The sequence below is a fragment of the Streptomyces sp. SS1-1 genome (assembly GCF_008973465.1).
Lineage (GTDB): Bacteria > Actinomycetota > Actinomycetes > Streptomycetales > Streptomycetaceae > Streptomyces.
The window spans coordinates 5,120,794-5,144,857 of sequence record NZ_WBXN01000004.1 but is presented as its reverse complement, the minus strand read 5'-3'; the positions used below and the strand labels follow the sequence as shown (position 1 = coordinate 5,144,857).

General features: G+C 72.3%; 24 protein-coding genes and 5 tRNA genes. 9 read left to right on the top strand and 20 right to left on the bottom strand.

Going from position 1 to position 24,064, the window contains the following annotated elements; translation table 11 throughout:
- Window positions 1–13 precede the first annotated feature (13 nt).
- Window positions 14–1,849 (top strand): HSP90 family protein, encoded by a 1,836-nt coding sequence (locus F8R89_RS25115; RefSeq protein WP_151786062.1) that lies wholly within the window; start codon window positions 14–16, stop codon window positions 1,847–1,849.
- Window positions 1,849–4,785, top strand: coding sequence for a tetratricopeptide repeat protein (locus F8R89_RS25110; RefSeq protein WP_151786061.1), 2,937 nt, complete (start codon window positions 1,849–1,851; stop codon window positions 4,783–4,785). The genes F8R89_RS25115 and F8R89_RS25110 overlap by 1 nt, the downstream gene beginning before the upstream one ends.
- A gap of 12 nt (window positions 4,786–4,797) precedes the next feature.
- Here the strand turns inward: F8R89_RS25110 and F8R89_RS25105 are convergent, their stop codons facing one another.
- Entirely contained in the window at window positions 4,798–6,468 is a 1,671-nt protein-coding gene (locus F8R89_RS25105; RefSeq protein WP_151786060.1) for a DAK2 domain-containing protein, read from the bottom strand.
- A 255-nt stretch (window positions 6,469–6,723) separates the two neighbouring features.
- Between F8R89_RS25105 and rpmB the strand changes: the two genes are divergently transcribed.
- Window positions 6,724–6,909 carry a 50S ribosomal protein L28 gene (gene rpmB / locus F8R89_RS25100; RefSeq protein ID WP_004924906.1) on the top strand — a complete coding sequence of 62 codons (186 nt, stop codon included), beginning with the start codon at window positions 6,724–6,726 and terminating at the stop codon, window positions 6,907–6,909.
- 82 nt (window positions 6,910–6,991) lie between these two features.
- Here rpmB and thiD read toward each other — a convergent pair whose 3' ends face one another.
- Together thiD and F8R89_RS25090 are read right to left on the bottom strand one after the other, a co-directional pair.
- Window positions 6,992–7,774, bottom strand: a complete 783-nt coding sequence (gene thiD / locus F8R89_RS25095; RefSeq protein ID WP_151786059.1) for a bifunctional hydroxymethylpyrimidine kinase/phosphomethylpyrimidine kinase — start codon at window positions 7,772–7,774, stop codon at window positions 6,992–6,994.
- Window positions 7,771–8,739: a thiamine-phosphate kinase gene (locus F8R89_RS25090; protein ID WP_151786058.1), complete on the bottom strand. Its 969-nt coding sequence runs from the start codon at window positions 8,737–8,739 to the stop codon at window positions 7,771–7,773. The genes thiD and F8R89_RS25090 overlap by 4 nt, the downstream gene beginning before the upstream one ends.
- 206 nt (window positions 8,740–8,945) lie before the next feature.
- On the opposite strand from F8R89_RS25090, the gene F8R89_RS25085 reads away from it, so the two are divergent.
- Window positions 8,946–9,179 carry an Lrp/AsnC family transcriptional regulator gene (locus tag F8R89_RS25085; RefSeq protein ID WP_055623321.1) on the top strand — a complete coding sequence of 78 codons (234 nt, stop codon included), beginning with the start codon at window positions 8,946–8,948 and terminating at the stop codon, window positions 9,177–9,179.
- A 20-nt stretch (window positions 9,180–9,199) separates the two neighbouring features.
- Complete coding sequence (locus F8R89_RS25080; protein WP_151786057.1) at window positions 9,200–9,709, top strand: DUF3515 domain-containing protein; 510 nt, start codon at window positions 9,200–9,202, stop codon at window positions 9,707–9,709.
- 16 nt (window positions 9,710–9,725) lie between these two features.
- Here F8R89_RS25080 and F8R89_RS25075 read toward each other — a convergent pair whose 3' ends face one another.
- The 3 genes from F8R89_RS25075 to F8R89_RS25065 form a co-directional block, all read right to left on the bottom strand.
- Window positions 9,726–10,883 (bottom strand): D-alanine--D-alanine ligase family protein, encoded by a 1,158-nt coding sequence (locus F8R89_RS25075; protein ID WP_151786056.1) that lies wholly within the window; start codon window positions 10,881–10,883, stop codon window positions 9,726–9,728.
- A 103-nt stretch (window positions 10,884–10,986) separates the two neighbouring features.
- The gene (locus tag F8R89_RS25070; protein ID WP_062666639.1) at window positions 10,987–11,997 is read right to left on the bottom strand and encodes an NAD(P)H-dependent glycerol-3-phosphate dehydrogenase; all 1,011 of its coding nucleotides are present in this window, start codon (window positions 11,995–11,997) and stop codon (window positions 10,987–10,989) included.
- The gene (locus F8R89_RS25065) at window positions 11,994–12,782 is read right to left on the bottom strand and encodes a lysophospholipid acyltransferase family protein (RefSeq protein ID WP_151786055.1); all 789 of its coding nucleotides are present in this window, start codon (window positions 12,780–12,782) and stop codon (window positions 11,994–11,996) included. Before F8R89_RS25065 ends, F8R89_RS25070 begins: the two co-directional genes overlap by 4 nt.
- Window positions 12,783–12,995: 213 nt before the next feature.
- Here F8R89_RS25065 and cofC point away from each other — a divergent pair, with 213 nt between their 5' ends.
- Both cofC and F8R89_RS25055 read left to right on the top strand, forming a co-directional pair.
- Window positions 12,996–13,634 carry a 2-phospho-L-lactate guanylyltransferase gene (gene cofC / locus F8R89_RS25060; RefSeq protein WP_151786054.1) on the top strand — a complete coding sequence of 213 codons (639 nt, stop codon included), beginning with the start codon at window positions 12,996–12,998 and terminating at the stop codon, window positions 13,632–13,634.
- 70 nt (window positions 13,635–13,704) lie between these two features.
- Window positions 13,705–13,908: a hypothetical protein gene (locus F8R89_RS25055; protein WP_055623327.1), complete on the top strand. Its 204-nt coding sequence runs from the start codon at window positions 13,705–13,707 to the stop codon at window positions 13,906–13,908.
- Window positions 13,909–13,978: 70 nt separating this feature from the next.
- On the opposite strand, the gene F8R89_RS25050 is transcribed toward F8R89_RS25055, so the two are convergent.
- The 4 genes from F8R89_RS25050 to leuC all read right to left on the bottom strand — a co-directional run bounded on the left by F8R89_RS25050 (window position 13,979) and on the right by leuC (window position 17,296).
- The gene (locus F8R89_RS25050; protein ID WP_151786053.1) at window positions 13,979–14,632 is read right to left on the bottom strand and encodes an HU family DNA-binding protein; all 654 of its coding nucleotides are present in this window, start codon (window positions 14,630–14,632) and stop codon (window positions 13,979–13,981) included.
- Window positions 14,633–14,771: 139 nt separating this feature from the next.
- Window positions 14,772–15,002: a hypothetical protein gene (locus F8R89_RS25045; RefSeq protein ID WP_055623329.1), complete on the bottom strand. Its 231-nt coding sequence runs from the start codon at window positions 15,000–15,002 to the stop codon at window positions 14,772–14,774.
- 263 nt (window positions 15,003–15,265) lie between these two features.
- On the bottom strand, window positions 15,266–15,859 hold the full coding sequence (leuD, locus tag F8R89_RS25040) for a 3-isopropylmalate dehydratase small subunit (protein ID WP_151786052.1): 594 nt from the start codon (window positions 15,857–15,859) through the stop codon (window positions 15,266–15,268).
- A gap of 6 nt (window positions 15,860–15,865) precedes the next feature.
- Complete coding sequence (gene leuC / locus F8R89_RS25035) at window positions 15,866–17,296, bottom strand: 3-isopropylmalate dehydratase large subunit (RefSeq protein WP_151786051.1); 1,431 nt, start codon at window positions 17,294–17,296, stop codon at window positions 15,866–15,868.
- A gap of 203 nt (window positions 17,297–17,499) precedes the next feature.
- Between leuC and ndgR the strand changes: the two genes are divergently transcribed.
- Window positions 17,500–18,216: an IclR family transcriptional regulator NdgR gene (gene ndgR / locus F8R89_RS25030; protein WP_055623332.1), complete on the top strand. Its 717-nt coding sequence runs from the start codon at window positions 17,500–17,502 to the stop codon at window positions 18,214–18,216.
- A gap of 85 nt (window positions 18,217–18,301) precedes the next feature.
- Here ndgR and F8R89_RS25025 read toward each other — a convergent pair whose 3' ends face one another.
- Complete coding sequence (locus F8R89_RS25025) at window positions 18,302–18,811, bottom strand: DUF4188 domain-containing protein (RefSeq protein ID WP_151786050.1); 510 nt, start codon at window positions 18,809–18,811, stop codon at window positions 18,302–18,304.
- 88 nt (window positions 18,812–18,899) lie between these two features.
- On the opposite strand from F8R89_RS25025, the gene F8R89_RS25020 reads away from it, so the two are divergent.
- Window positions 18,900–19,544 carry a MerR family transcriptional regulator gene (locus F8R89_RS25020; RefSeq protein WP_151786049.1) on the top strand — a complete coding sequence of 215 codons (645 nt, stop codon included), beginning with the start codon at window positions 18,900–18,902 and terminating at the stop codon, window positions 19,542–19,544.
- Window positions 19,545–19,609: 65 nt separating this feature from the next.
- Here F8R89_RS25020 and F8R89_RS25015 read toward each other — a convergent pair.
- From F8R89_RS25015 to F8R89_RS24975, 9 genes are all read right to left on the bottom strand, one after another.
- A tRNA-Glu gene (locus F8R89_RS25015) sits at window positions 19,610–19,682 on the bottom strand.
- A gap of 28 nt (window positions 19,683–19,710) precedes the next feature.
- Window positions 19,711–19,782: transfer RNA gene (locus F8R89_RS25010), tRNA-Gln, on the bottom strand.
- Between the two features lie 20 nt (window positions 19,783–19,802).
- Window positions 19,803–19,875: transfer RNA gene (locus tag F8R89_RS25005), tRNA-Glu, on the bottom strand.
- A gap of 62 nt (window positions 19,876–19,937) precedes the next feature.
- Window positions 19,938–20,010, bottom strand: a tRNA-Glu gene (locus F8R89_RS25000).
- 40 nt (window positions 20,011–20,050) lie between these two features.
- Window positions 20,051–20,122 (bottom strand) — tRNA-Gln (locus F8R89_RS24995).
- A gap of 91 nt (window positions 20,123–20,213) precedes the next feature.
- A complete protein-coding gene (locus F8R89_RS24990) occupies window positions 20,214–20,945 on the bottom strand; it encodes an HAD family hydrolase (RefSeq protein ID WP_151786048.1) in 732 nt (243 codons plus the stop codon).
- Between the two features lie 56 nt (window positions 20,946–21,001).
- Window positions 21,002–21,676, bottom strand: a complete 675-nt coding sequence (locus F8R89_RS24985) for a DUF4241 domain-containing protein (protein WP_151786047.1) — start codon at window positions 21,674–21,676, stop codon at window positions 21,002–21,004.
- Window positions 21,677–21,805: 129 nt separating this feature from the next.
- Window positions 21,806–23,293, bottom strand: coding sequence for a glutamate--tRNA ligase (gltX, locus tag F8R89_RS24980; protein WP_151786046.1), 1,488 nt, complete (start codon window positions 23,291–23,293; stop codon window positions 21,806–21,808).
- The gene (locus tag F8R89_RS24975; RefSeq protein ID WP_151786045.1) at window positions 23,277–24,062 is read right to left on the bottom strand and encodes a fumarylacetoacetate hydrolase family protein; all 786 of its coding nucleotides are present in this window, start codon (window positions 24,060–24,062) and stop codon (window positions 23,277–23,279) included. Before F8R89_RS24975 ends, gltX begins: the two co-directional genes overlap by 17 nt.
- Between the last annotated feature and the right edge of the window lie 2 nt (window positions 24,063–24,064).

Below are 24,064 nucleotides of genomic sequence, written 5' to 3'. Positions count from 1 at the left end.
CGGCGCTGCGACGATGGACTCCCAGACCCCACAGTCATCCCAGGCCCCCGCGGCCTCCCCGTCTCCCCGTTCCTTCCAGGTCGACCTGCGCGGTCTGGTGGACCTGCTCTCCCACCACCTGTACTCCAGTCCGAAGGTCTACCTGCGCGAACTGCTCCAGAACGCGGTCGACGCCATCACCGCCCGGCGTGCCGCCGAGCCGGACGCGCCCGCGCGCGTGCGGCTGTTCGCCGAGCCGGGCGCGCTGCGGGTCGAGGACTCCGGGATCGGGCTGACCGAGGCGGACGTGCACGACCTCCTGGCGACGATCGGGCGCAGCTCCAAGCGGGCGGAGGGGCTTCAGGAGGCGCGCTCGGACTTCCTCGGGCAGTTCGGCATCGGGCTGCTGGCCTGCTTCGTCGTCGCCGAGCGGATCCGGGTGGTCAGCCGCAGCGCGCGTACGCCGGACGCGGCGCCCGTGGAGTGGACGGCGACCGACGACGGTTCGTACACCGTGCGCACGCTGCCGGACGAGGCGCGCCCCGAGCCCGGCACGACCATGCACCTGGTGGCCCGGGCGGGCGCCGCCGAGTGGCTGGCCGAGGACCGGGTGCTGGCGCTGGCGCGGGACTTCGGCTCGCTGCTGCCGTACGACGTGCGGGTCGGCGAGGAGGCGGTCACCGATCTGCCGGCGCCCTGGGACCGGCCGTACCCCTCCCCCGCCGCCCGCCGGGTGGCGCTCGGGCGGCACTGCCACGACCTGTTCGGCTTCACGCCGCTGGACGCGATCGAGCTGGACGTGCCGCTCGCGGGGATCCGCGGGGTGGCGTACGTCCTGCCGTCGGCGGTCAGCCCGGCGCAGCGGGCGGGCCATCGCGTCCACCTCAAGGGCATGCTGCTGACCGAGCGGGCCGAACAGCTGCTGCCCGACTGGGCGTTCTTCGTGCGGTGCGTGCTGGACACCGACAGCCTGCGGCCGACGGCGTCCCGCGAGTCGCTGTACGAGGACGAGACGCTGGCGGCGGTGCGGGAGGCGCTGGGGGAACGGATCCGGGCCTGGCTGACGGGGCTGGCGGCCGGTGACCCGGAGCGGCTGGCCGCGTTCCTCGCGGTGCACCATCTGGGCGTGAAGTCCCTGGCGCGGCACGACCGGGAGATGCTGCGCACGATGCTGCCCTGGCTGCCGTTCGAGACGACCGACGGCCGGCTCTCCCTGGAGGAGTTCGCGCGGCGGCACCGGGTCGTGCACTTCACCCGGACCGTCGAGGAGTACCGGCAGGTCGCGCCGATCGCGTCCGCGCAGGGCGTCGGCGTGATCAACGGCGGCTACACGTACGACAGCGAGCTCGTCGAGGCGCTGCCGTCGGTGCGGCCGGGCACGGTCGTCGCCGAGCTGGACGCGGACACCGTGACCGCCCATCTGGACGCGGTCGACCCGGCGGTGGAGCTGGCCCTGTCGGGTTTCCTGGCGACCGCGCGGGCCACGCTCGACCCGCTGGGCTGCGACGTGGTGCTGCGCGCGTTCCATCCGCTGTCGGTGCCCGCGCTGCACCTGGACGACCGGGCCGCCCGGCACGAGCAGGCCCGTGCGCGGGCCGAGGAGGAGGCCGACGACCTGTGGGCGGGCATCCTCGGCTCGCTGCGCGGCGAGGCGCCCCGCGCGCGTCTGGTGCTCAACCACCTCAGCCCGCTGATCCGGCGGATCGGTTCGCTCGGCGGGCCGGAACTGATCGGCACCGCCGTGGAGTCCCTGTACGGGCAGGCGCTGCTGATGGCGCAGCGCCCGCTCAGGCCCGCGGACTCGGCGCTGCTGAACCGGGCCTTCATCGGCCTGCTGGAGTGGGCCACGAACGGGGAGGGGGACCGCTGATGACGGAGATCACCGACCTCGACGCGCTGCGCCGGGCGATGGCGGAGAACGGCGAGCAGCCGGAGGGCCCGGCCCGCAACGCGCGCGCGGAGCAGCTGCTCGCCGAGGCGGAGCGGCTGGGCGAGCCGCTCGCCGTGATCGAGGCCCTTGGGCACCAGCTGAAGGTCTACAACTACAGCTCCGAGAAGGCGAAGATGTTCGTCCCGTTCGCGCGGCTGCTGCGCATGTGGGACGAGCGGCCCGAGGACTTCGACGAGTACGAGACGCACAGCCTGCACTGGGTCTTCAAGTGGATGTCGGCCGGGATGCTCGACCAGCCGCACATCCCGCTCTCCTCGATCGAGAAGTGGCTCGGCGAGATGGAGCACCGCTACCGGCTGGCCGGGCACTCCGAGCGGGCGGTGCGCGGCGCCGAGTTCAGCGTGGCCGCGCACGTCGGTGACCTGGAGCGGGCGGAGCGGGCGTACGCGGCGTGGCTGGCGGCCGACCGGGACTCCATGGCCGACTGCCACGCGTGCGAGCTGCACGGGCAGGGCTGGTGGCAGGCGGTGCGGGGCCGGGACGCGGAGGCGGTCCGGCTGTGGCGGCCGGTCCTGGACGGCGAGTACGCCTGTGCCCACGAACCGCACACCGTGCTCGCGTCCTCGCTGGCCCCGCTGCTGCGCCTGGGCCGGGTGGACGAGGCCCGCGCCAACCATCTGCGGGGCTTCCGGCTGGTGCGGCCGATGGAGAGCATGCGGGGCGCGTACGCGGACCATGTGGAGTTCTGCGCGCTGACGGGCAACGAGGCGCGCGGTCTGGAGCTGCTGGCGGAGCGTCCGGCGTACTTCACGGACGACGGGCAGCCGCGCAGCAGGCTGGACTTCATGGCGGCGGTGACGCTGCTCATGGACCGGTTGACGGTGCTGGGGCTGGGCGGGCAGCAGGTGCCCGGCCCGGCGGACCGGACGTGGACGGCGCGCGAACTGGCCGCCCACGCGCGTGCGGAGGCGCTGGCGCTGGCCGCGCGCTTCGACGAGCGCAACGGCACGTCGTACACGAGTGAGCGGGTGCGGCTGCGTATGGCGCAGGAACCGCTGGTGGAGCGGCTGCCGCTGGGGGTGCGGACGGCGAACCGCCCGGCGCCGGCGGCCCCGGCGGCTGCCGTGGTGCCTTCCCCCGCTGCCAAGGAGGCGCCGGGTCTGCCGGAGCTGCTCGCGGAGGCGCGGCGGCTGTCGGACACGCTGCGGCCCAGTGCCATCGAGGCGTGGGCGGCGGTGTCGCGGGCCGCCGAGGGCGTCGAGCTGGAGGCGCGGGACCGGGCGGAGATCGCCGACCACCGGGGGATGGACCTCGGCCCGGAGGGTGTCCCCCTGTTCGAGGAGGCCGCCGCGCTGTACGCGGAGGCGGGCGATCCGGGCGAGGCGCTGGCGGCACGCGCGCGTGGGGCGTACGTCGAGGCGCTCACCGGCGAGGTGTCCGCGGCGATCGAGGCGGTCGGCGCCCTGTACGACCAGGTTCTGGCCCTGTACGCCGAGGACGGCACGGGTGTGCGGCAGACGGCGGCCGTCCTGATGAGCCGCGCGCGGATCCTGATGCGCCGGGTGCACGAGGCGGAGGAGGGCGCCGAGAGCGCCGCGCTGTCCGCCGCGGAGTCGGCCGTCCGGGAGGTGCTGGCGTTCGTCTCGGGGCGCACCGGGGACGACGTACGGCTGCTCGCGCGGGTCGCGGAGGCCTGGGCGATGCTGGCCGAGCTGGCGGCGCTGTCCGGTGACGTGGAGGGGGCCGCGGAGCTGTTCGCGCGGGCCTCGGGCGAGTTCGTCGCGGCGGGGCTGCCGTGGTTCGCGGTCGAGTACGAGGCCCGGCTGGCCGGTCTCGCCCACCATCTCGGCGACACGGCCAGGGCCGAGCGGGCGCTGCGGGCCGCCCTGGAGCACGGCGGGCCGTACCTGGAAGCGACCGGGCGGGCCCAGCTGCATCTCCAGCTGGCCGAGGTGCTGGGCGGCACCGGGGTGTCCGAGGAGGCCGCGGAGCACGCCCTGGAGGCGGCGCACTGGGCGGACGAGGCGGGTGAGAGCCGCACGCTGGGCGCCTGGGCGCGGCACCAGCTCGGGGGGTTCCTGGTGCGGCAGCAACGATTCGCCGAGGCGGCGGAGGTGCTGGAGTCCGCGCTGCCCGACCTGTCCGCCGAGACGCACGGCGACGGGGCGGTCGTCCAGACGCTGTGGTGGCTCGGTGACTGCCTGGAGGAGCTCGGCGACCACCGGGACGCGGCGGAACGGCGGCTGCAGGCGGCCGCGATCGCCCGGGAGTGGCCCGAGCAGCACGACCACGCGACACTGGCGCACCTGGCCGCCGAGTCGCTGGGCCACGCGGGGCTGCACACGGACGCCGACCGCGCGTACACGCGCGCGGGCGAGCTGTGGCGCTCCCTGGGCAACGTCCACGGCCTGGTCCGCTCGCTGCGCGCCCGCGCGTGGCTGGCGCTGCGGGTGGAGGACGGCGACGGGGCGCGGGCGGCCGAGCTGATGAAGGGCGCGGTCGAGGAGTGCGCGGCGGCGCTGGACGAGGCCGACGACGAGGAGGCGCGGCAGCGGCTGGTCGCCGAACTCGGCCAGACACACCGCCAGTTCGGGGACCTGCTGGCCCGCTCGGCGGCCGAGGACGCGGAGGACGACTCGATCCGCACGGCACTGGAGGAGGCCCTGGCGCAGATGTCCCGGGCCGTGACGGTGTTCGCGTCCCTCGGCGACGACGCCCTGCACAGCCGCACCGGCGCCGAACTCGCCGCCGGCTGGCTGCAGGCCGACCTCAGCCGCCCCGCCGACGCGGCGGCACACGCGCGTGCCGTGCTCGCCGCCTACGAGAACGCCGACGGACGGGACGACACGGTCCGCCGACGCCGGGCCGAGGCCGAACAGATGCTCCAGGTCGTGGCGGAACAGGACCAGGAGTGACGCGCGCCGGGGTCACTCCACGCCGATGAGCAGGAGCGCTCCCTGGCGGCCGCCCCGGTACACCACCGTGTCGACGGCGAGGTACGCCTCCCGTACGCGGCTCTCGAGGTGCTCGGCGATCGGGCCGGGGGCGTCGTCGCCGAGGACGAGGGTGACGAGTTCGCCGCCGGCGGCGAGCATGCGGTCGAGGACGGTCTCGGCGACGGCGGTGACGTCGGCTCCGATCACGGCCACGTCGCCGTCGATGAGCCCGAGGACGTCCCCTGCCTGGCAGATGCCGGCCGAGGTCCAGGACCGGTGCTCGGCGACGGCGACCTCGGCGTGCCGGGTGGCGCCGGCCGCGGAGGTCATCGAGACGACGTCCTCGTCGAAGCGGCGCTCGGGTTCGTGCACGGCGAGCGCCGCTATGCCCTGGACCGCGGAGCGGGTGGGGATGAGGGCCACGCGGATGCCTTCGGCGCGGGCCTGCTCGGCGGCCGCGGCGGCGGTGTGCCGCAGATCGGCGTCGTTGGGGAGCAGGACGACCTCGCGGGCGTGGGCCCGCCGTACGGCCTCGACGAGCTCGCCGCTGGCCGGGGGCTCCCCGGGACGGGCCAGCACGGTGGTCGCGCCGGCCTCGCCGTACAGCCCGGCCAGTCCCTCACCGGGCACGACGGCGACGACGGCCCGCTGGACCCGTTCGCGGGGCGTGCGCTCGCCGGTGCTGTGCGCGTCCCCGGCCCCGAAGTGGGTGATCCGGATCCGGTACGGCCGTCCGGCCTCCACGCCGGCCTCCACGGCGGCGCCCGCGTCGTCGACATGGACGTGGACGTTCCACAGGCCGTCCCCGCCGACGACCACGAGGGAGTCGCCGAGAGCGTCGAGGCGGTCCCGCAGCCGGGCCACGGCCGCGTCCTCCGCCTCCAGCAGGTAGATGACCTCGAACGCGGGGCCGCCCTCGCCGGGGCCGTCGGCGCAGTCCTCGGCACCGGCCGGCCCGTCCCCCGCACCGGCACGCGCGCGCGTGGCCGTCGCCCCGGCGACCACGGGTGCCGCCTCCCCGGTGAACGTCTCGACCAGCGCGCCCAGGACCGCGACGAGGCCACGCCCTCCGGCGTCGACCACCCCGGCGCGCTCCAGCGCGGCCAGTTGCCCGGGGGTGGCGGCCAGCGCCGCGCGCGCCCCGTCGAAGGCGGCCCGGGCGATCGCCCCGCAGTCCTCGCCGGTGGCCGCGCCGGCCGCGTCGGCGGCGGCCGAGGCCACCGTGAGGACCGTGCCCTCCACGGGGTGGGCCACGGCCTGCCGGGCGGAGTCGGCCGCGGTCCGCAGCGCCAGCCGCAGCCCGGTGCCGTCGGTGTGGGCCGTCTCCCCCTCGGCAGCGAGCACCTGGGCCATGCCCCGCAGCAGCTGCGCGAGGATCGTCCCGGAGTTGCCGCGCGCCCCGATCAGGGCGCCGTGCGCCATGGCGCGGACGGCGTCGGCGAGTGTGGGCTTGCCCACGTCGTAGGCGGTGAAGACGGCCTCCACGGCGGCGGCCGCGGACTCCACGGTCAGGTACAGGTTCGTCCCGGTGTCGCCGTCCGCCACGGGGTAGACGTTGATCGCGTCGATCTCCTCGCGCGCCCTGCCCAGCGACTCCAGCGCGAGGCCGCACCAGGTACGCACCGCGAGAGCATCGAAGAATGTCTGCGGCACCTGCGCCACCTGCGCCTCCTCGGACTGCTGGACGTGGGACGCAGCGTAGACCCAGGGCCGGGGCCCGCCGGAGGTGGGCCGGGACCGCCCCCCGGGCAGCCATGGTAGTTTCGTTGTACTGGCGCAGCCGTTGTATGCTGCTCCGGTTGCCCGATCCAATCGGGCCATTCCCCTGGCAACGCCACTCAGATCTCTGATCCTACGATCTCGATCCCGGCCTGCCGGGATCAACCGTAAGTGCATCTGAAGTCTTTGGAGTGACCCGTGGCTGCCAACTGCGACGTCTGCGGCAAGGGGCCGGGCTTCGGCAACAACATCTCGCACTCGCACCGCCGTACGCCCCGTCGCTGGAACCCGAACATCCAGCGCGTGCGTACCGTGGTCGGCGGGACGCCGAAGCGCGTGAACGCCTGCACCTCGTGCATCAAGGCCGGCAAGGTCTCGCGCTGACGCCCACAGCTGAGCGCGCGGCCACTGCTGGTTCGCTGCAAACAGCCGGTCCACCCTCGGGTGGGCCGGCTTTTCGCATGCCCTAGCTCAGGTTCCAGCCGTGGTGCACGGGCCCGATCCCGGCGCCCAGGGCGAACCCGGCGGCGATCGCCCCGGTGACGTACTCCTTGGCGGCCTTCACGGCCTCCGGCACGGACTGCCCCTTGGCGAGCTGGGAGGCGATCGCGGAGGCGAGGGTGCAGCCGGTGCCGTGGGAGTGCCGGTTGTCGTGGCGCGGGGCGCGCAGCCAGTGCTCCTGCGAGCCGTCCGTGAGCAGGTCCACGGCGTCCCCGGCGAGATGGCCGCCCTTGATCACGACCCAGCGCGGCCCGTACGCCAGCACGGCCTCCGCCGCCCGCCTCAGGTCGTCCTCCGACGCGACCCGCACCCCCGTGAGGTGCGCCACCTCGTCGAGGTTGGGCGTGGCCACGGTCGCCACCGGCAGCAGCGCGGTCCGGACGGAGTCGAGGGCCGACGGGGCGAGCAGCGGGTCCCCGTGCTTGGAGACCCCGACCGGGTCGACCACGGCCGGCGCGTCCGTCCCGGCGATCAACTCGGCCACCGCGTGGACCAGTTCGGCCGAGGACAGCATCCCGGTCTTCACGGCCCGTACGCCGATGTCGTCGACGACGCTGCGGTACTGGGCGCGGACCGCCTCGACCGGCAGTTCCCAGGCCCCCTGGACGCCGAGCGAGTTCTGCGCGGTGACCGCGGTGACCACGCTCATGCCGTGCACGCCGAGCGCCAGCATCGTCTTCAGGTCGGCCTGGATGCCGGCCCCGCCCCCGGAGTCGGACCCGGCGACCGTGAGCACGCCGGGTATCACGACTCGATGCCCCCTCCGAAGTGGTCCCAGCCGCCCTTGCGGGTCCAGGGCGCGCCGTCGACCGTGACCTGCGGGAGCGCCGACGGGTTGAGGACCTCCCCGATGACCTTCCAGCGGGCCGGGAGCTTCACGTCGGGCGGGAAGGTCGCCACGATCGCGTGGTCCTCTCCCCCGGTCAGCACCCACTGCATGGGGTCGACGCCGACGGCCTGCCCGATGTCGTTCATCTGGGTGGGGATGTCGATGGCGCCGGAGCGGATGTCGATACGGACCTTGCTGGCCTCGGCGATGTGCCCGAGGTCGGCGATCAGCCCGTCGCTGACGTCGCACATGGCGGTCGCGCCCAGCCCGGCGGCGGCCGGGCCGGCGTGGTACGGCGGCTCGGGGCGCCGGTGGGCCTCCACGAAGGCGCGGGGCGAGCGGAAGCCCCGGGCGAGCACGGCGTATCCGGCGGCGGACCATCCGAGCCAGCCGGTCACGGCGACGAGGTCGCCGGGCTGGGCGCCGGCGCGGGTGACGGGCTCCTGGTTGCGCAGATCGCCGAGCGCGGTGATGGACACCGTGATGGAGTCGCCGCGCACGACGTCGCCGCCGACCACCGAGGCGCCCGCGACCTGGCACTCGTCGCGCAGCCCGTCCATCAGTTCGCTCGCCCAGGTCACCGGGAGTTCGGCCGGTACGACCAGGCCGAGCAGCAGCGCGGTGGGCACCGCGCCCATGGCGGCGATGTCCGCGAGGTTCTGGGCGGCGGCCTTGCGGCCGACGTCGTAGGCGGTCGACCAGTCGCGGCGGAAGTGCCGCCCCTCGACCAGGATGTCGGTGCTGGCCACCACCCTGCGGTCGGGGGCGGCCACCACCGCGGCGTCGTCGCCGGGGCCGACCCGGACCGCCGGGGTGGTGGTGAGACGGGAGGTGAGCTCCCTGATGAGCCCGAACTCCCCTAGCTCACCAACAGTGCCCTTCATTGCCCTTACGCCCCTTCTATCCCTGTTCGCACCCGGTCGCGCGTCCCTGCTGCCCTCGCTACGGTCGAGGTGCACGTCAACTTCTGCCGTGCGTGCACCCCGGCGCGCAAGCCCCGGCCCTCGCGGGTCTCCCCGCGGCGAGCGGCGACGCGATACCGTGGCGTTCCTTTTCCCCACATGATCCTCGTGGCCGCCCTGGAGGTTCCGTGGTACAGGCGTACATCCTGATCCAGACCGAGGTCGGCAAGGCGTCGACCGTCGCCGAGACCATCGGCAAGCTCCCTGGAGTCATCCAGGCCGAGGACGTGACGGGACCGTACGACGTCATCGTCCGCGCCCAGGCCGACACCGTCGACGACCTCGGTCGCATGGTGGTCGCCAAAGTCCAGCAAGTGGACGGCATCACCCGCACCCTGACCTGCCCCGTCGTCCATCTGTAGCCCCCGTCTACCCTTGGCCGGTGAACTCTTTCCGTCACCGGCGCGCTGTCGTCCTCGGGCTGCCCGCACTCGCCGTTCTCGTCACCGCCGCGGGCTGCTCCTCGGCAGACGGCGGTGCGTCGGCTGCGGTTCCCAGTCCCGGTGCGAAAGCCACGGAGCTGTGCCGGAACCTCGACAAGGTGCTGCCGGCCGAGGTGGACGGGGCGGACCGTGAGGATCCCTCGCCCGCGTCCGCGTTGACCGCGGGCTGGGGAGACCCGGCGATCATACTGCGGTGCGGTGTCGAACGGCCGCCCAAGATGCTGGACCCGAAGGTGGCCGAGGGCAGGGACCCCGACGCGGTGGCCGGCGGCGTGGAGGGCGTCCGCTGGCTGATGGAGAAGCGCGACGACGGGGGGTACCGGTTCACCTCGGCTCTGCGCAAGGCGTACGTCGAGGTGGACGTGCCCGAGGGCCGGGACACCTCGGGCGTGCTGATCGACCTGGCCCCGGCCATCAAGAAGGCGATCCCCGAAGGGATCGCCGACTGAGGTTCCGGAGCTGCTGTCAGCGCAGTCCGGTCGAGCGCCGCAGCGCCGCCTTGATGAGCCGGTCGATCAGCTCCGGGTACTCGACCCCGGTGGCCTGCCACATCTGCGGGTACATCGAGATCGGCGTGAAGCCGGGCATCGTGTTGATCTCGTTGATCACGAACTCCCCGTCCTCGGTGAGGAAGAAGTCCGCCCGCACCAGGCCCTCGCACGAGGCCGCCTCGAAGGCGTCCACGGCCAGGCGCCGCACCTCTGCCGTCTCCTCGGCCGTCAGCGGCGCCGGGACGATGCCGGGCGTGGAGTCGATGTACTTGGCCTCGAAGTCGTAGTACGCGTGGGCGTCGGGCGGCGGGATCTCGGCGGGGACGGAGGCCCGCGGGCCGTCCTCGAACTCCAGCACCCCGCACTCGATCTCCCGGCCGCGCAGGGCCGCCTCCACGAGGAACTTCGGGTCGTGCCGGCGCGCCTCGGCGATCGCCTCGTCCAGCCCGGACAGGTCGTCGACCTTGGTGATGCCGATGGAGGAGCCCGCGCGCGCGGGCTTCACGAACAGCGGCCAGCCGTGGTCGCCCGCCAGGTCGATGATCTTCTTGCGGGCGGCGGACTCGTCCTGCTCCCACTCACGCGGCCGGATCACCACGTACGGGCCGACCTTGAGCCCGAACGACGTGAACACCCGCTTCATGTACTCCTTGTCCTGGCCGACGGCCGAGGCGAGCACACCCGAACCCACGTACGGCACACCGGAGAGCTCCAGCAGCCCCTGCAGGGTGCCGTCCTCGCCGTACGGGCCGTGCAGCACCGGGAAGACGACGTCGATCTCGCCCAGCGCCTTGGGCACCGAACCGGGCTCGCTGTAGACGACTTCGCGGTTCGCCGGGTCGACGGGCAGCACCACACCGCCGTCGTGGGACTCGGCGAGCTGGTCGACGCTGGGCGTACGGCGGTCGGTGATCGCCATGCGGTCCGGGTCGTCGGCGGTGAGCACCCAGCGGCCGCTCTGCGTGATGCCGATCGGCAGGACGTCGTACGTGGTCCGGTCGATCGCGCGCAGCACGGCCCCCGCGGTGACCGCGGAGATCCCGTGCTCGGAGCTGCGTCCGCCGAAGACGACGGCCACCCGCGGCTTGCGCGCCGGCCGGTCGGGGCTCTGGGGGAGGTTCTCGGTGCTCATATCGCGATGAGAGTACCCGGTGGTAGGGCGCCGAGTCAGCGTCCGTTGACGGGTGGCGGTTCGAGAGATGCCCCGAAAGGGTGGCTCAAGCGGAACCGGTCGCTCAGCGCCGCTCCGGTTTCGCGCTGCGCGACATCAGCTCCTTCAGCGCGACGACCGGCGGCTTGCCCTCGTGCACGATGCCGACGACCGTCTCCGTGATCGGCATGTCCACCCCGTGCCTGCGGGCCAGATCCAGCACGGACTCGCAGGACTTGACGCCCTCGGCGGTCTGCTTGGTGACCGCGATGGTCTCCTGCAGGGTCATGCCCTTGCCGAGGTTGGTGCCGAAGGTGTGGTTGCGCGAGAGCGGCGAGGAGCAGGTGGCCACCAGGTCGCCGAGGCCGGCGAGCCCGGAGAACGTCAGCGGGTCGGCGCCCAGCGCCATCCCGAGCCGGGTCGTCTCGGCGAGGCCGCGGGTGATGAGGGAGCCCTTGGCGTTGTCGCCGAGACCCATGCCGTCCGCGATGCCGACGGCGAGGCCGATGACGTTCTTCACGGCACCGCCGAGCTCGCAGCCCACCACGTCGGTGTTGGTGTACGGGCGGAAGTACGGCGTGTGGGAGTGCGCCTGGAGGCGCTGGGCGACCGCCTCGTCGGTACAGGCGACGACCGCGGCGGCAGGCATCCGCGCGGCGATCTCCCGTGCCAGGTTGGGTCCGGTGACCACGGCGATGCGGTCCGGGCCGACCTTGGCGACGTCCTCGATGACCTCGCTCATCCGCATCGCGGAGCCGAGTTCGACGCCCTTCATCAGGGAGACGAGGACGGTGCCCGGGGCGAGCAGCGGGGTCCAGTCGGCGAGGTTGGCGCGCAGCGTCTGCGAGGGGACGGCGAGGACGGTGAAGTCGGCGTCGCGGGTGGCCTCGGCGGCGTCCGTGGTGGCCCGCAGATTGCGGGGCAGTTCGACGCCGGGGAGGTAGTCCGGGTTGGTCCGGGTGGAGTTGACCGCGTCGGCCAGGCCGGCGCGCCGGGCCCACAGGGTCACCTCGCAGCCGGCGTCGGCGAGGACCATGCCGAAGGCGGTGCCCCACGATCCCGTGCCCATGACGGCCGCCTTGACGGGCTTGCTCACGTGCCCTGCCCCTCCTCCTGCTCGGCCTGCTCCTCCCGAGCCGGCCGGCTCTGCGCTGTGGTCCTGCGGCGCTGCTCGATGCGCTCACGGCGCGGGTCGTAGGGCACGTCGGGCGCCTTCTCCCCGCGGATCTCCTCGAGCTGGCGGGTGATCGCGGCCATGATGACCTCGGTCGCCTCCTTCAGCAGCTCGGGAGTCATCTCCTGGTCGTAGAACGCCGAGAGGTCGACCGGGGGTCCGGCGAGCACGCGGTGCGTCTTGCGCGGGAACAGGTGCGGCTTCTTGGCGTAGGGCGGCAGCAGTTCGTTGGCGCCCCACTGGGCGACCGGGATCACCGGGCACCTGGTCTGCAGGGCGACCCGCGCGGCACCGGTCTTGCCGGTCATGGGCCACAGGTCCGGGTCGCGGGTGAGGGTGCCCTCCGGGTAGAACGCCACGCACTCGCCGCGCTCGACCGCGTCGATCGCCGCGCGGAAGGCGCTCAGCGCGTCCGTGGTCTCCCGGTAGACGGGGATCTGCCCGGTGCCGCGCATCGCGGCGCCGACGAATCCCTTCTTGAAAAGGCCGCTCTTCGCGAGGAATCGCGGAACCCTGCCGGTGTTGTACTGAAAGTGCGCGTACGCGAAGGGATCGATGTGCGAATTGTGGTTCACCGCGGTGATAAATCCGCCCTCGGCCGGAATGTGCTCCATTCCACGCCAGTCCCGCTTGATCAGAGCCACCAGCGGTGGTTTGCAGATCACCGCGGCGAAGCGGTACCAGAAGCCGATTCTGCGGCGGGGCACGCGGACACCTTCCTCTAGGAAATCGACGACATCGGGCCGGGGGGCCGCACAAGTGTCGCCCCAGGCCGCCGGTCTGTCGAGAACACTACGCCCGCCCGTTGCGCGCCCCCACCCCTCCAGGGCCCTCCGTCCGCCGCCGCGCCCCGCGGCCGCCGGACGCCTCCGGGGACGGCTGGGCGACAATGACCGCGACGAGAGAGGGACGGAACACCGGTGCAGTGGACCTTGGTCGTACCCCTGAAGCCCTTGGCACGGGCGAAGAGCAGGCTGTCGGACACCGCGGCCGACGCGCTGCGCCCGGAGCTGGCCCTCGCCTTCGCCCAGGACACCGTCGCGGCGGCACTGGCCTGCTCGGCGGTGAAGGATGTGGCCGTCGTCACGGACGACGAGCGGGCGGGCCGCGAGCTGGCGCTGCTCGGCGCCCACATCGTCTCCGACGAACCGCGCGGCGGTCTCAACGCGGCGCTGGCGCACGCGGCCGCCGCCGTGCGCGCCCCCCGCCCCGAGGCGGCGGTGGCCGCCCTGAACGCGGATCTCCCCGCCCTGCGCCCGCTGGAATTGGCCCGGGTCCTGGACGCGGCGGCGGAATTCCCGCGCGCCTTTCTCGCGGACGCGGCGGGCATCGGTACGACCCTGCTGGCGGCGGCGCCCAGGAATGCGCTGCGGCCGGAGTTCGGGGAGAACTCGCGCGCCCGGCACCGCGCCTCCGGCGCATGGGAACTGCCCCTCCACGATGTGGACTCCGTACGCCAGGACGTGGACACCGGCGCGGATCTGCGGGCCGCCCTGGCGCTGGGCGTCGGCCCGCGCACGGCCCAGGTGGCGGCGCGGCTGCTCACCGAGGGCGCGTAGGACGGGCGGACGCACCGCACCCGGCGAACACCCCCTCGCGGCCCCCCGGCAGAGCGCATAGGCTGCGAACATGCAGGCCACCGCATACACCTACGACGCCGACACCCGCTCCGGCAGCGTGCTCCTGGACGACGGGACCCCCGTCCCCTTCGACGCCCCGGCCTTCGACGCGGGCGGCCTGCGGCTGCTGCGGCCCGGGCAGCGGGTCCGCATCGAGACGGAGGGCGACGGCGGTTCGCTGCGCGTGACGCTGGTGACGCTGCAGACCTTCTGACGGGGCCCGGGAACGCCGCGGGCCGGACTCCGTGCGGAGTCCGGCCCGGCGCGTGAGTGCCCCTGCGGTTCTACCTCTTGCGGGCGGTCGCCTTGGCGGTGGTCTTGCGAGCCGTCGACTTCTTGGCGGGCGCCTTCTTGGCGGTGGCCTTCTTCGCCGGGGCCTTCTTCGCGGCCGTCTTCTTCGCCGTCGCCGTGGTCTTCTTCGCCGTCGTCTTCTTGGCGGCGGCCGTCGTCGTCTTCTTCGCCGGCGCCTTCTTCGCGGCCGTCTTCTTCGCCGTCGCCGTGGTCTTCTTCGCAGTCGTCTTCTTGGCGGCGGCCGAGGTCTTCTTCGCGGCGGCCTTGGTGGTCTTCTTGGCGGCGGCCTTCTTGACCGTGGCCGAGGCGCCGCCGGTGAGGCTGCCCTTGGGTGCCTTCTTCACGGAGACCTCTCCGCCGCGCGGCAGCTTCTTCGAGCCGCTCACCAGGTCCTTGAAGCCCTGACCGGCGCGGAAGCGGGGAACCGAGGTCTTCTTGACCCGAACCCGCTCGCCCGTCTGAGGGTTGCGGGCGTACCGGGCCGGGCGGTCGACCTTCTCGAACGAACCGAAGCCGGTGACCGAGACCCGCTCCCCCGCCACGACGGCGCGGACGATCGCGTCCAGTACGTGGTCGACAGCATCGGCGGCCTGCTGGCGGCCGCCCATCTTGTCGGCAATCGCTTCTACGAGCTGCGCCTTGTTCACGTCTTCCCCTTCGGAGACATCGCCAGAACGAAAGTGTTCAAGCTTTTTCGCACGTTAGGCAGATATATACCGCAAATCAAACACGAAACGGGCTAATCACCCTTGTGCCGCAACAGACTCGACTGCCTCGAAGGTGTTCTCAGCGTTCCTCTTCGGGGAATCGCCCCGCGTCGAGGTCCGCGACGAACCGCTCCAGACGCCTTGCCGCTTCGGCGACGTCGTGCTTGGCCGCGGCCGTAATGACCAGCAGCTTCCGGGTCAGCGCCATCCGTACGCCCTCCGGGACTTGCAGTGCGCGCACGCTCGCGTGCGCTTCCTTGAGTTGGTCCGCGACCGCCGCATAGAGCTCGAGTTGGCCGTCGTGTTCCATGCACAGATTGTGCCATCTGGGGCGAGTTGTCGCCTGCCAGGGGTGCAACTCCGGCCTCAGTTGGCCTTCCGGGCACTTGCGGAAGCCGCGGTGACATGTCTCGCGTACCCCGGCAACACCCTTCGTAACGTGGGGTGTTGTGAGCGGCGCCCCGATCGCGCAGGGCCGTTCGGGTGCAGACATGGCAGTACCCCCGATCGGACCGATCGGGGGTACTGCGGGTGTGTTGGGGTGGCCGAAAGTCGCCTTGCGCGACGTCCGGATCAGCCCTGGAGGGTGCGCGGCTTGAACGACGGCCGCTTCGCCTCGTAGGCCGCGATGTCGGCCTCGTTCTGGAGGGTGATCGAGATGTCGTCGAGGCCGTTCAGCAGCCGCCAGCGGGAGTTCTCGTCCAGCTCGAAGGCGGCGGTGATGCCCTCGGCGCGCACCTCACGCGCCTCGAGGTCCACCGTGACCTCGGCCGTGGGGTCCTTCTCGGTGAGCTCCCACAGCGCGTCCACGATCTTCTGGTCCAGCACGACCGTGAGCAGGCCGTTCTTCAGCGAGTTGCCGCGGAAGATGTCGGCGAAGCGGGACGAGATCACGGCCTTGAAGCCGTAGTTCTGCAGCGCCCACACGGCGTGCTCACGGGAGGAGCCGGTGCCGAAGTCGGGGCCGGCGACCAGCACCGTGGCGCCTTCGCGCTCGGGGCGGTTGAGCACGAACTCCGGGTCCTTGCGCCAGGCCTCGAACAGCCCGTCCTCGAAGCCGTCCCTGGTCACCTTCTTGAGCCAGTGAGCAGGGATGATCTGGTCGGTGTCGACGTTGGAGCGGCGCAGCGGGACGGCCCGGCCGGTGTGCTTGGTGAATGCTTCCATGACTGATCAGACTCCAGCGGGCGTACGGGTCTCGGCGTCGGACAGGTCGGCCGGGGAGGCCAGGTGGCCCAGGACCGCGGTGGCCGCCGCGACCTGCGGCGACACCAGGTGCGTACGGCCGCCCTTGCCCTGCCGGCCCTCGAAGTTGCGGTTGGACGTGGACGCCGAGCGCTCGCCGGGGGCCAGCTGGTCGGGGTTCATGCCCAGGCACATCGAGCAGCCGGCGTGCCGCCACTCGGCGCCGGCCTCCTTGAAGACGACGTCCAGGCCCTCGGAGACGGCCTGCAGACCGACCCGGGCGGAGCCGGGGACGACCAGCATCCGTACGCCGTCGGCGACTTTGCGGCCCTTGACGAGCTCGGCGGCGGCGCGCAGGTCCTCGATGCGGCCGTTGGTGCACGAGCCTACGAAGACGGTGTCCACCTTGATGGAGCGCAGCGGCTGACCGGCCTCCAACCCCATGTACTCCAGGGCCTTTTCGGCGGCCAGACGCTCCGAGGCGTCTTCGTACGAAGCCGGGTCGGGGACGGACGCCGAAAGCGGCGCGCCCTGGCCCGGGTTGGTGCCCCAGGTGACGAACGGCGACAGCTCGGAGGCGTCGATGACCACCTCGGCGTCGAACTCGGCGTCGTCGTCCGTCCTCAGCGTCTTCCAGTACGCGACGGCCGCGTCCCAGTCCTCGCCCTTCGGCGCGTGCGGACGGCCCTCGAGGTAGTCGAAGGTGGTCTGGTCGGGGGCGATCATGCCCGCGCGGGCGCCCGCCTCGATCGACATGTTGCAGATGGTCATGCGGGCCTCCATCGAGAGCTTCTCGATGGCGGAGCCGCGGTACTCCAGGACGTAGCCCTGGCCGCCGCCGGTGCCGATCCGGGCGATGATCGCCAGGATCAGGTCCTTGGCGGTGACGCCCTCGGGCAGCTCGCCGTCGACCGTGATGGCCATGGTCTTCGGGCGGGCCATGGGCAGCGTCTGGGTGGCCAGCACATGCTCCACCTGGGAGGTGCCGATGCCGAACGCCAGGCCGCCGAACGCGCCGTGCGTGGAGGTGTGCGAGTCGCCGCAGACCACGGTCATGCCGGGCTGCGTCAGACCGAGCTGCGGGCCGACGACGTGGACGACGCCCTGCTCGACGTCGCCCAGCGGGTGCAGCCGGACGCCGAACTCGGCGGCGTTCTTGCGCAGGGTCTCCAGCTGGACGCGGGAGACGGGGTCCGCGATGGGCTTGTCGATGTCGAGGGTCGGGGTGTTGTGATCCTCGGTCGCGATGGTGAGGTCGAGCCGGCGCACCTGCCGGCCGCTCTTGCGCAGACCGTCGAAGGCCTGCGGACTGGTCACCTCGTGCAGCAGGTGCAGATCGATGAAGAGGAGGTCGGGCTCGCCCTCGGCGCGCCGGACGACGTGGTCGTCCCAGACCTTCTCCGCGAGTGTCCTACCCATCGCTTTCCCTTCGGCCGGTCTACGGTCCACCGGCCCAACTAGAGATCTTGAGAGGGCGACCGCCGTCCGTGCCCCTGCTTCCGGACGTCCGCCGCCAGGCCCGTTCTGGTCCACGGGCCGCTGTGCCTTCGTGACATCCAGAGTGGCGTGTTCCACGGGAAATTGAACTTGCGTTTCACAGAGTGAGACGCGAGTATCGTTGCATGGACAACAGTAGCGGCGTCGGCGTCCTGGACAAGGCAGCCCTTGTCCTGAGCGCCCTGGAGTCCGGACCGGCCACCCTCGCGGGACTCGTCTCGGCCACCGGACTCGCACGACCCACGGCCCACCGGCTGGCCGTGGCATTGGAACACCACCGGCTGGTGGCGCGCGACATGCAGGGCCGATTCATTCTCGGCCCCCGCCTCGCGGAACTGGCCGCGGCGGCGGGTGAGGACCGTCTCCTCGCGACCGCCGGCCCGGTCCTCACGCATCTGCGGGACGTCACGGGCGAGAGCGCCCAGCTCTACCGCCGCCAGGGCGACATGCGCATCTGCGTCGCCGCGGCGGAGCGGCTGTCCGGCCTGCGGGACACGGTCCCGGTCGGCTCGACGCTGACGATGAAGGCGGGTTCCTCCGCGCAGATCCTGATGGCCTGGGAGGAGCCCGAGCGGCTGCACCGCGGCCTGCAGGGCGCCCGCTTCACGGCCACCGCCCTCTCCGGCGTACGGCGCCGCGGCTGGGCCCAGTCGATCGGCGAGCGCGAGCCGGGTGTCGCCTCGGTCTCCGCGCCGGTGCGCGGCCCGTCGAACCGCGTGGTGGCCGCCGTGTCGGTCTCCGGCCCCATCGAGCGCCTCACGCGCCACCCCGGCCGCATGCACGCCCAGGCGGTCATCGACGCCGCCTCCCGCCTGTCCGAGGCCCTGCGCCGCACGGGCTGACCCCGCCGGCGACGACGTACGCACGCCGTCGGTCCTGGACGCGCCTCAACGCCGCGGCGCCTCCCGGACCGACGGCACCGATCTCTCAGGAGCCCGCGCCGCCCGACCGGTGGGCGAAGCGGTCCTTCGCGGACCGGCCGCGCCGCTCCACCGGCACCTGTCCGTGCGCGGCCGCGAGGCCGAACGCCGGCATGTCCCCGTAGATGGACTCGTACGACCCCTCCGGCACGACGTACGACTCGTGCCAGATCCCCACGTGCCCGCGGACCCTGCCGGCCCGCTCCTTGCGGTTCACGATGCCCCACACCTTGTGGTGGAACATGTCCGGCGAGGCGGCGTACGCGTACAGCTTCTCCTTGGACTCCCAGTACTGGACGACGTAGTACGTCCGCGGCGAGGCCGTCAGGAGCACCCGCCCCAGCAGCCCCCGGTCGCCGTCCTTCGCGAGCTCCGCCAACATGCGGAACATCGCCAGCATGACCGGGAGCCACTGGTGCACCGCCCAGAAGTGGTTGATCCGCATGCCGATGAGCAGCACCACCACATCGCCCTCGGTGTCGGCCGTCGTACGCCCCAGCACCGGTTTCGCGACCATGTCGCCCCCTGGTTCCGCCATCGGATAGCGGCACTATCCATCTGTTCGGTGGTTGGATAGTGGCACTGTCCAAGGGGAGGCGCAAGAGATGCGGCTGGCGGAGCTGAGCGAGCGCAGTGGCGTGCCCATCGCGACGATCAAGTACTACCTGCGCGAGGGCCTGTTGAGCCCCGGCCGCCAGATCAACGCCCGCACCGCCGAGTACGACCAGGAGCACCTGCGCCGGCTGCGGCTGGTGCGCGCCCTGATCCAGGTGGGGCGGCTGCCGGTGGCGACGGTCCGGGAGGTGCTCGGGCACGTCGACGACGACGCCCTGCCCCGGACGATCCGGATGGGCGCGGCCCTGTGGGCCCTCCCCCAGGTCCCGGAGCCGGACGAGGACGACGAGTACGTCCGGGGCGCCCACGAGACGGCGGACCGGCTCCTGGCGGAGCTGGGCTGGTCCCACGCCCAGGCGCTGGTGTCGATCTCCCCCGCCTATCGCTCGCTGGTCGTGGCGGTGGCGGCCCTGCGGCGCCTCGGCTACGACTGGGACCCTCAACTGCTGCTGTCCTACGCCCGGTTGATGCACGGGGCGGCCGTCCTCGACCTGGACTTCGTGGAGACCCGGGCGTCGGAGGCGGAGAAGGTCGAGACGGCGGTGCTGGGCGCGGTCCTGGTGGAGCCGATGCTTCAGGCCCTGCACCGGCTGGCGCAGGAGGAGGAGTCCGCGCGGCGCTACGGCTTCGAGTGAGCGGAGACACGAGCGAGCGGGGACACGCCGAAGGCCCCCCGCCGAAGCGGAGGGCCTTCTCGCTGTACCCCCGACCGGATTCGAACCGGCGCTACCGCCTTGAGAGGGCGGCGTGCTAGGCCGCTACACAACGGGGGCGAGGATCGTACGTTTCCGCAGATCCGAGCTGGTCTACCTGGACTCGAACCAAGACTAACTGAACCAGAATCAGTCGTGCTGCCAATTACACCATAGACCAATGTGGTTTAGACCAGTTTGTACCCCCGACCGGATTCGAACCGGCGCTACCGCCTTGAGAGGGCGGCGTGCTAGGCCGCTACACAACGGGGGCCCTAGCGATCCTGCATCGAGGTCGGTGGGAGCTACCCGAGCCGTCCTCGCGGGAAGGATCTGTACCCCCGACCGGATTCGAACCGGCGCTACTGCCTTGAGAGGGCAGCGTGCTAGGCCGCTACACAACGGGGGCTTTGCGGATGGAACTCCGCGGCGCAGATAAGCTCTGCGAGCTGGCCTACCTGGACTCGAACCAAGACTAACTGAACCAGAATCAGTCGTGCTGCCAATTACACCATAGGCCACTGGAACGCAAGCCCCTGAGGGGATCTTGTTCTAGTTCGCTCCCCCGGTTCCCGGCCTTTCGGCCCGCTCCCCGGCGGCGCAGGAAGAACATTACCTGAACGTGGGCCGGGCTCCAAAACGGGTATCGGCGCCGAGCAGGGCGGGGAGTTCGGCGAGCGAGGCGATCCGGTGGGGGCCGGAGGCCCCGTCATCGGCGGTGTGCACGCCGTCACGGTCGATCCAGACCGACAGCAGCCCGGCGTCCGCGGCGCCCCGCCCATCGATCAGCGGATGGTCGCCGACGTACGCCACCTCGTGCGGGGCGAGCCGCAGGGCGGCGCAGGCGGCGTGGAAGGCGCCCGCCTCCGGCTTGGACACGCCCAGCTCGGCCGCGCACAGGATGGCCTCGAAGCGGTCGTGGACGCCCAGCACCCGCAGTTTGCGGTCCTGGACGTGCAGGCTGGAGTTGGACAGCACCGCGTGCCGGTGGCTGGCCGCGAGGGCGTCCAGGACCGGCAGCACGTCCGGGAACAGCGCCCAGGCCGTCTCGTAGTGCGCCACGTACCGATCGAACCAGGCGTCCGCCTCGGTGTCGTCCAGTTCCTCGCCGAGGAAGACCCGCACCCGGTCGCGGCGCTGCGCCGGGAAGGTCGCCTCGCCGGCCGCGTAGCGGGCCCACTGCGCCTCGGTGACCTCGCGCCACAGCGTCAGGGCCCGCTCGGCGCTCCCGTACCGCTCGAGCAGCCCCTCGGCCGCCAGGTGCGCGCGCATCCCGGCCCGGTCGGCCGCGGTGTAGTCGAAGAGGGTGTCGTCCACGTCCCAGACCACCGCGCGAATGCCCATGATCCGACGGTAGCGCGCGGCACCGGGGCGTGTCCGGGGATCCGCCGGGGGGCCGGTCAGACCAGGGTCTCCGCGGGGTCCGGGGCCACGAAGAAGTCGGTGACGAGGCAGGTGACCTCCCCGTCGGCGCCCCGGCCCGTCCAGGTCGGGTAGGCGCCGTCGCCCCAGCCCGAGGTGAAGGCGGCCAGGGTGTGCCCGGTGGCGGGGGACCTGACCAGGTGGGGTCCGCCGGACCAGTCGCTGTCCTCGAAGGCGTCCCACAGCGGCCCCTCGTCCGCCTGCGCCTCCGGGAAGCCCTGCTCGGCCGCGGCGTCGTAGAAGCAGCCGGTCCCGGCGTCGACGCCGTAGCCGTAGAACTCGTCCTCCCCGAGGTCGGCCGGGTCCTGGCCGGGGAGCAGGGCCGGCTCCCACGTGACGGTGGGTTCGTCGCGGATCACCAGGCGGGCCGCCGCCACCCGGCGGTGGGGGCGGTCGGAGGGGGCCTCGCCGGGGTGGGTGAGGGTGGCGACGGCGGCCTCGACGCGGTAGCGGCCGGGGGCGACGGTGACCGTGAAGGGCTCCACGTCGCCGGTGCCGAGGCAGACGAAGGGGTCGCAGGCGACGATCCGTCCGGTGGGCAGGTCCAGCTCGCCGCCGTCGGCCACGTGGATCACGCCGGTGGGACCGGAGGGGTGGCTGAACGTGCTGCCCGGCGTGAACAGCCAGGTGTAGTCGCGAGGGGACATCGGCATGACGGCGCGCCTTCCTGATCAAGGAACTTGATGCCAGGAACCGTAGCCGCGCCCACTGACATCGGCGCCGATGCCTGAGGGGCGGCAGCCGCGGTCCGCGGCTGCCGCCCCTCGGGGCCGTGCGTGGGATCAGGCGGCGGACAGCTTCGCCAGCGCCGCGTCGATCCGGGCCAGCGTCTTCTCCTTGCCCAGGACCTCCAGGGACTCGAAGAGCGGCAGGCCGACCGTGCGGCCGGTGACCGCGACGCGGACCGGGGCCTGGGCCTTGCCGAGCTTGAGGCCGTGGGCCTCACCGGCGGCCAGGACGGCCTCCTTCAGCGACTCGGCGGAGGACCAGTCGGCGGCCTCCAGCTTCTCGCGGGCGGTGCGCAGCAGGGCGTCGGAGCCCTCCTTCATGGCCTTGGTCCAGGACGCCTCGTCGAAGACCGGCTCCGGCAGGAACAGGAAGTCGACGTTGTCGGTGATCTCGGAGAGGACCTTGAGCCGGGTCTGCGCGTGCGGGGCGATCGCCTGCCACTTCGCCTCGTCGAACGCCTCCGGGGCCCACGGGGCGACGGGGGCCTGGAGCCACGGACGGCAGCGCTCGGCGAAGTCCTTCACGTCGAGCATCCGGATGTGGTCGGCGTTGATCGCCTCGCACTTCTTGAGGTCGAAGCGGGCCGGGTTCGGGTTGACGTCCTCGATCTCGAAGGCCGCGACCATCTCGTCGATGGTGAAGATGTCCTGGTCGGCGGAGAGCGACCAGCCGAGCAGCGAGAGGTAGTTGAGCAGGCCCTCGGGCAGGAAGCCGCGCTCGCGGTAGAGGTTCAGCGAGGACTGCGGGTCGCGCTTGGAGAGCTTCTTGTTGCCCTCGCCCATCACGTACGGCAGGTGGCCGAAGGCCGGGGTCCCCTTGGCGACGCCCAGTTCGGTGAGCGCCTTGTAGAGGGCGATCTGGCGGGGGGTGGAGGAGAGCAGGTCCTCGCCGCGCAGGACGTGGGTGATCTCCATGAGGGCGTCGTCGACCGGGTTGACCAGCGTGTAGAGCGGGGCGCCGTTGGCCCGGACGATGCCGTAGTCCGGCACGTTCTCCGGGAGGTAGGTGATCTCGCCGCGGACCAGGTCCGTGAAGGTGATCGGCTCGTCGGGCATCCGGAAGCGGACGATCGGCGTGCGGCCCTGGGCCTTGTACTCCTCGATCTGGGCGTCGGTGAGCTCGCGGCAGTGCCCGTCGTAGCCGGACGGCTTGCCGGCGGCGCGGGCGGCCTCGCGGCGGGTGTCCAGCTCCTCCTGGGAGCAGTAGCAGTGGTAGGCGTGGCCGGCGTCGAGCAGCTTGGCGGCGACGTCCTTGTAGAGGTCCATCCGCTGCGACTGGCGGTACGGCGCGTGCGGGCCGCCGACCTCGGGGCCCTCGTCCCAGTCGAAGCCCAGCCAGCGCATGGCGTCCAGCAACTGGTTGTAGGACTCCTCGGAGTCGCGGGCCGCGTCGGTGTCCTCGATACGGAAGACCAGCGTGCCCTGGTGGTGCTTGGCGAACGCCCAGTTGAACAGGGCGGTGCGGACCAGGCCCACGTGGGGGTTACCGGTGGGCGACGGGCAGAAACGGACGCGTACAGGTGCGCTAGCCACGCTTGACAACCTTGTTGGTGAGAGTGCCGATGCCTTCGATGGTGACGGCGACGTCGTCGCCGACGTTGAGGGGTCCGACGCCTGCCGGGGTGCCCGTGAGGATGACGTCGCCGGGGAGCAGCGTCATGGCCTCGGAGATGTTGACGATCAGATCCTCGATGCCGTGGATCATCTCGCTGGTGCGGCCCAGCTGGCGCTGTTCGCCGTTGACCGTGAGCTGGATCGTCAGGTCGGAGGCCGTCCCGATGTCCAGTCCGGTCTCCACCCAGGGGCCGAGCGGGCAGGAGCTGTCGAAGCCCTTGGCCCGGGCCCACTGCTTCTCGCGCTTCTGGACGTCCCGCGCGGTGATGTCGTTGGCGCACGTGTAGCCGAAGATCACGTCCTTGACGCGCTCGCGCGGGACCTCGCGGCACAGCCGGCCGATGACGACGGCGAGTTCCGCCTCGTGGTGGAGGTCCTGGGTGAAGGACGGGTACTGGATCTCGTCGCCGGGGCCGATCACCGAGGTGGACGGCTTGAAGAAGGCGAACGGGGCGTCGGGCACCTCGTTGCCGAGTTCACGGGCGTGCTCGGCGTAGTTGCGGCCGAAGGCGACGACCTTGTTGGGGAGGACCGGCGGCAGCAGCCTGACCTTGCTCAGCGGCACCTTCGTGCCGGAGAGCTCGAAGTCCGTGAACGGGATGCCCTTGATGATGTCGAGGACGTGTTCGTCCGGCCTGTCGCCCTCGACCGCGCCGAAGGCGACGTTCCCGTCGATGGAGAATCTGGCGATGCGCACGG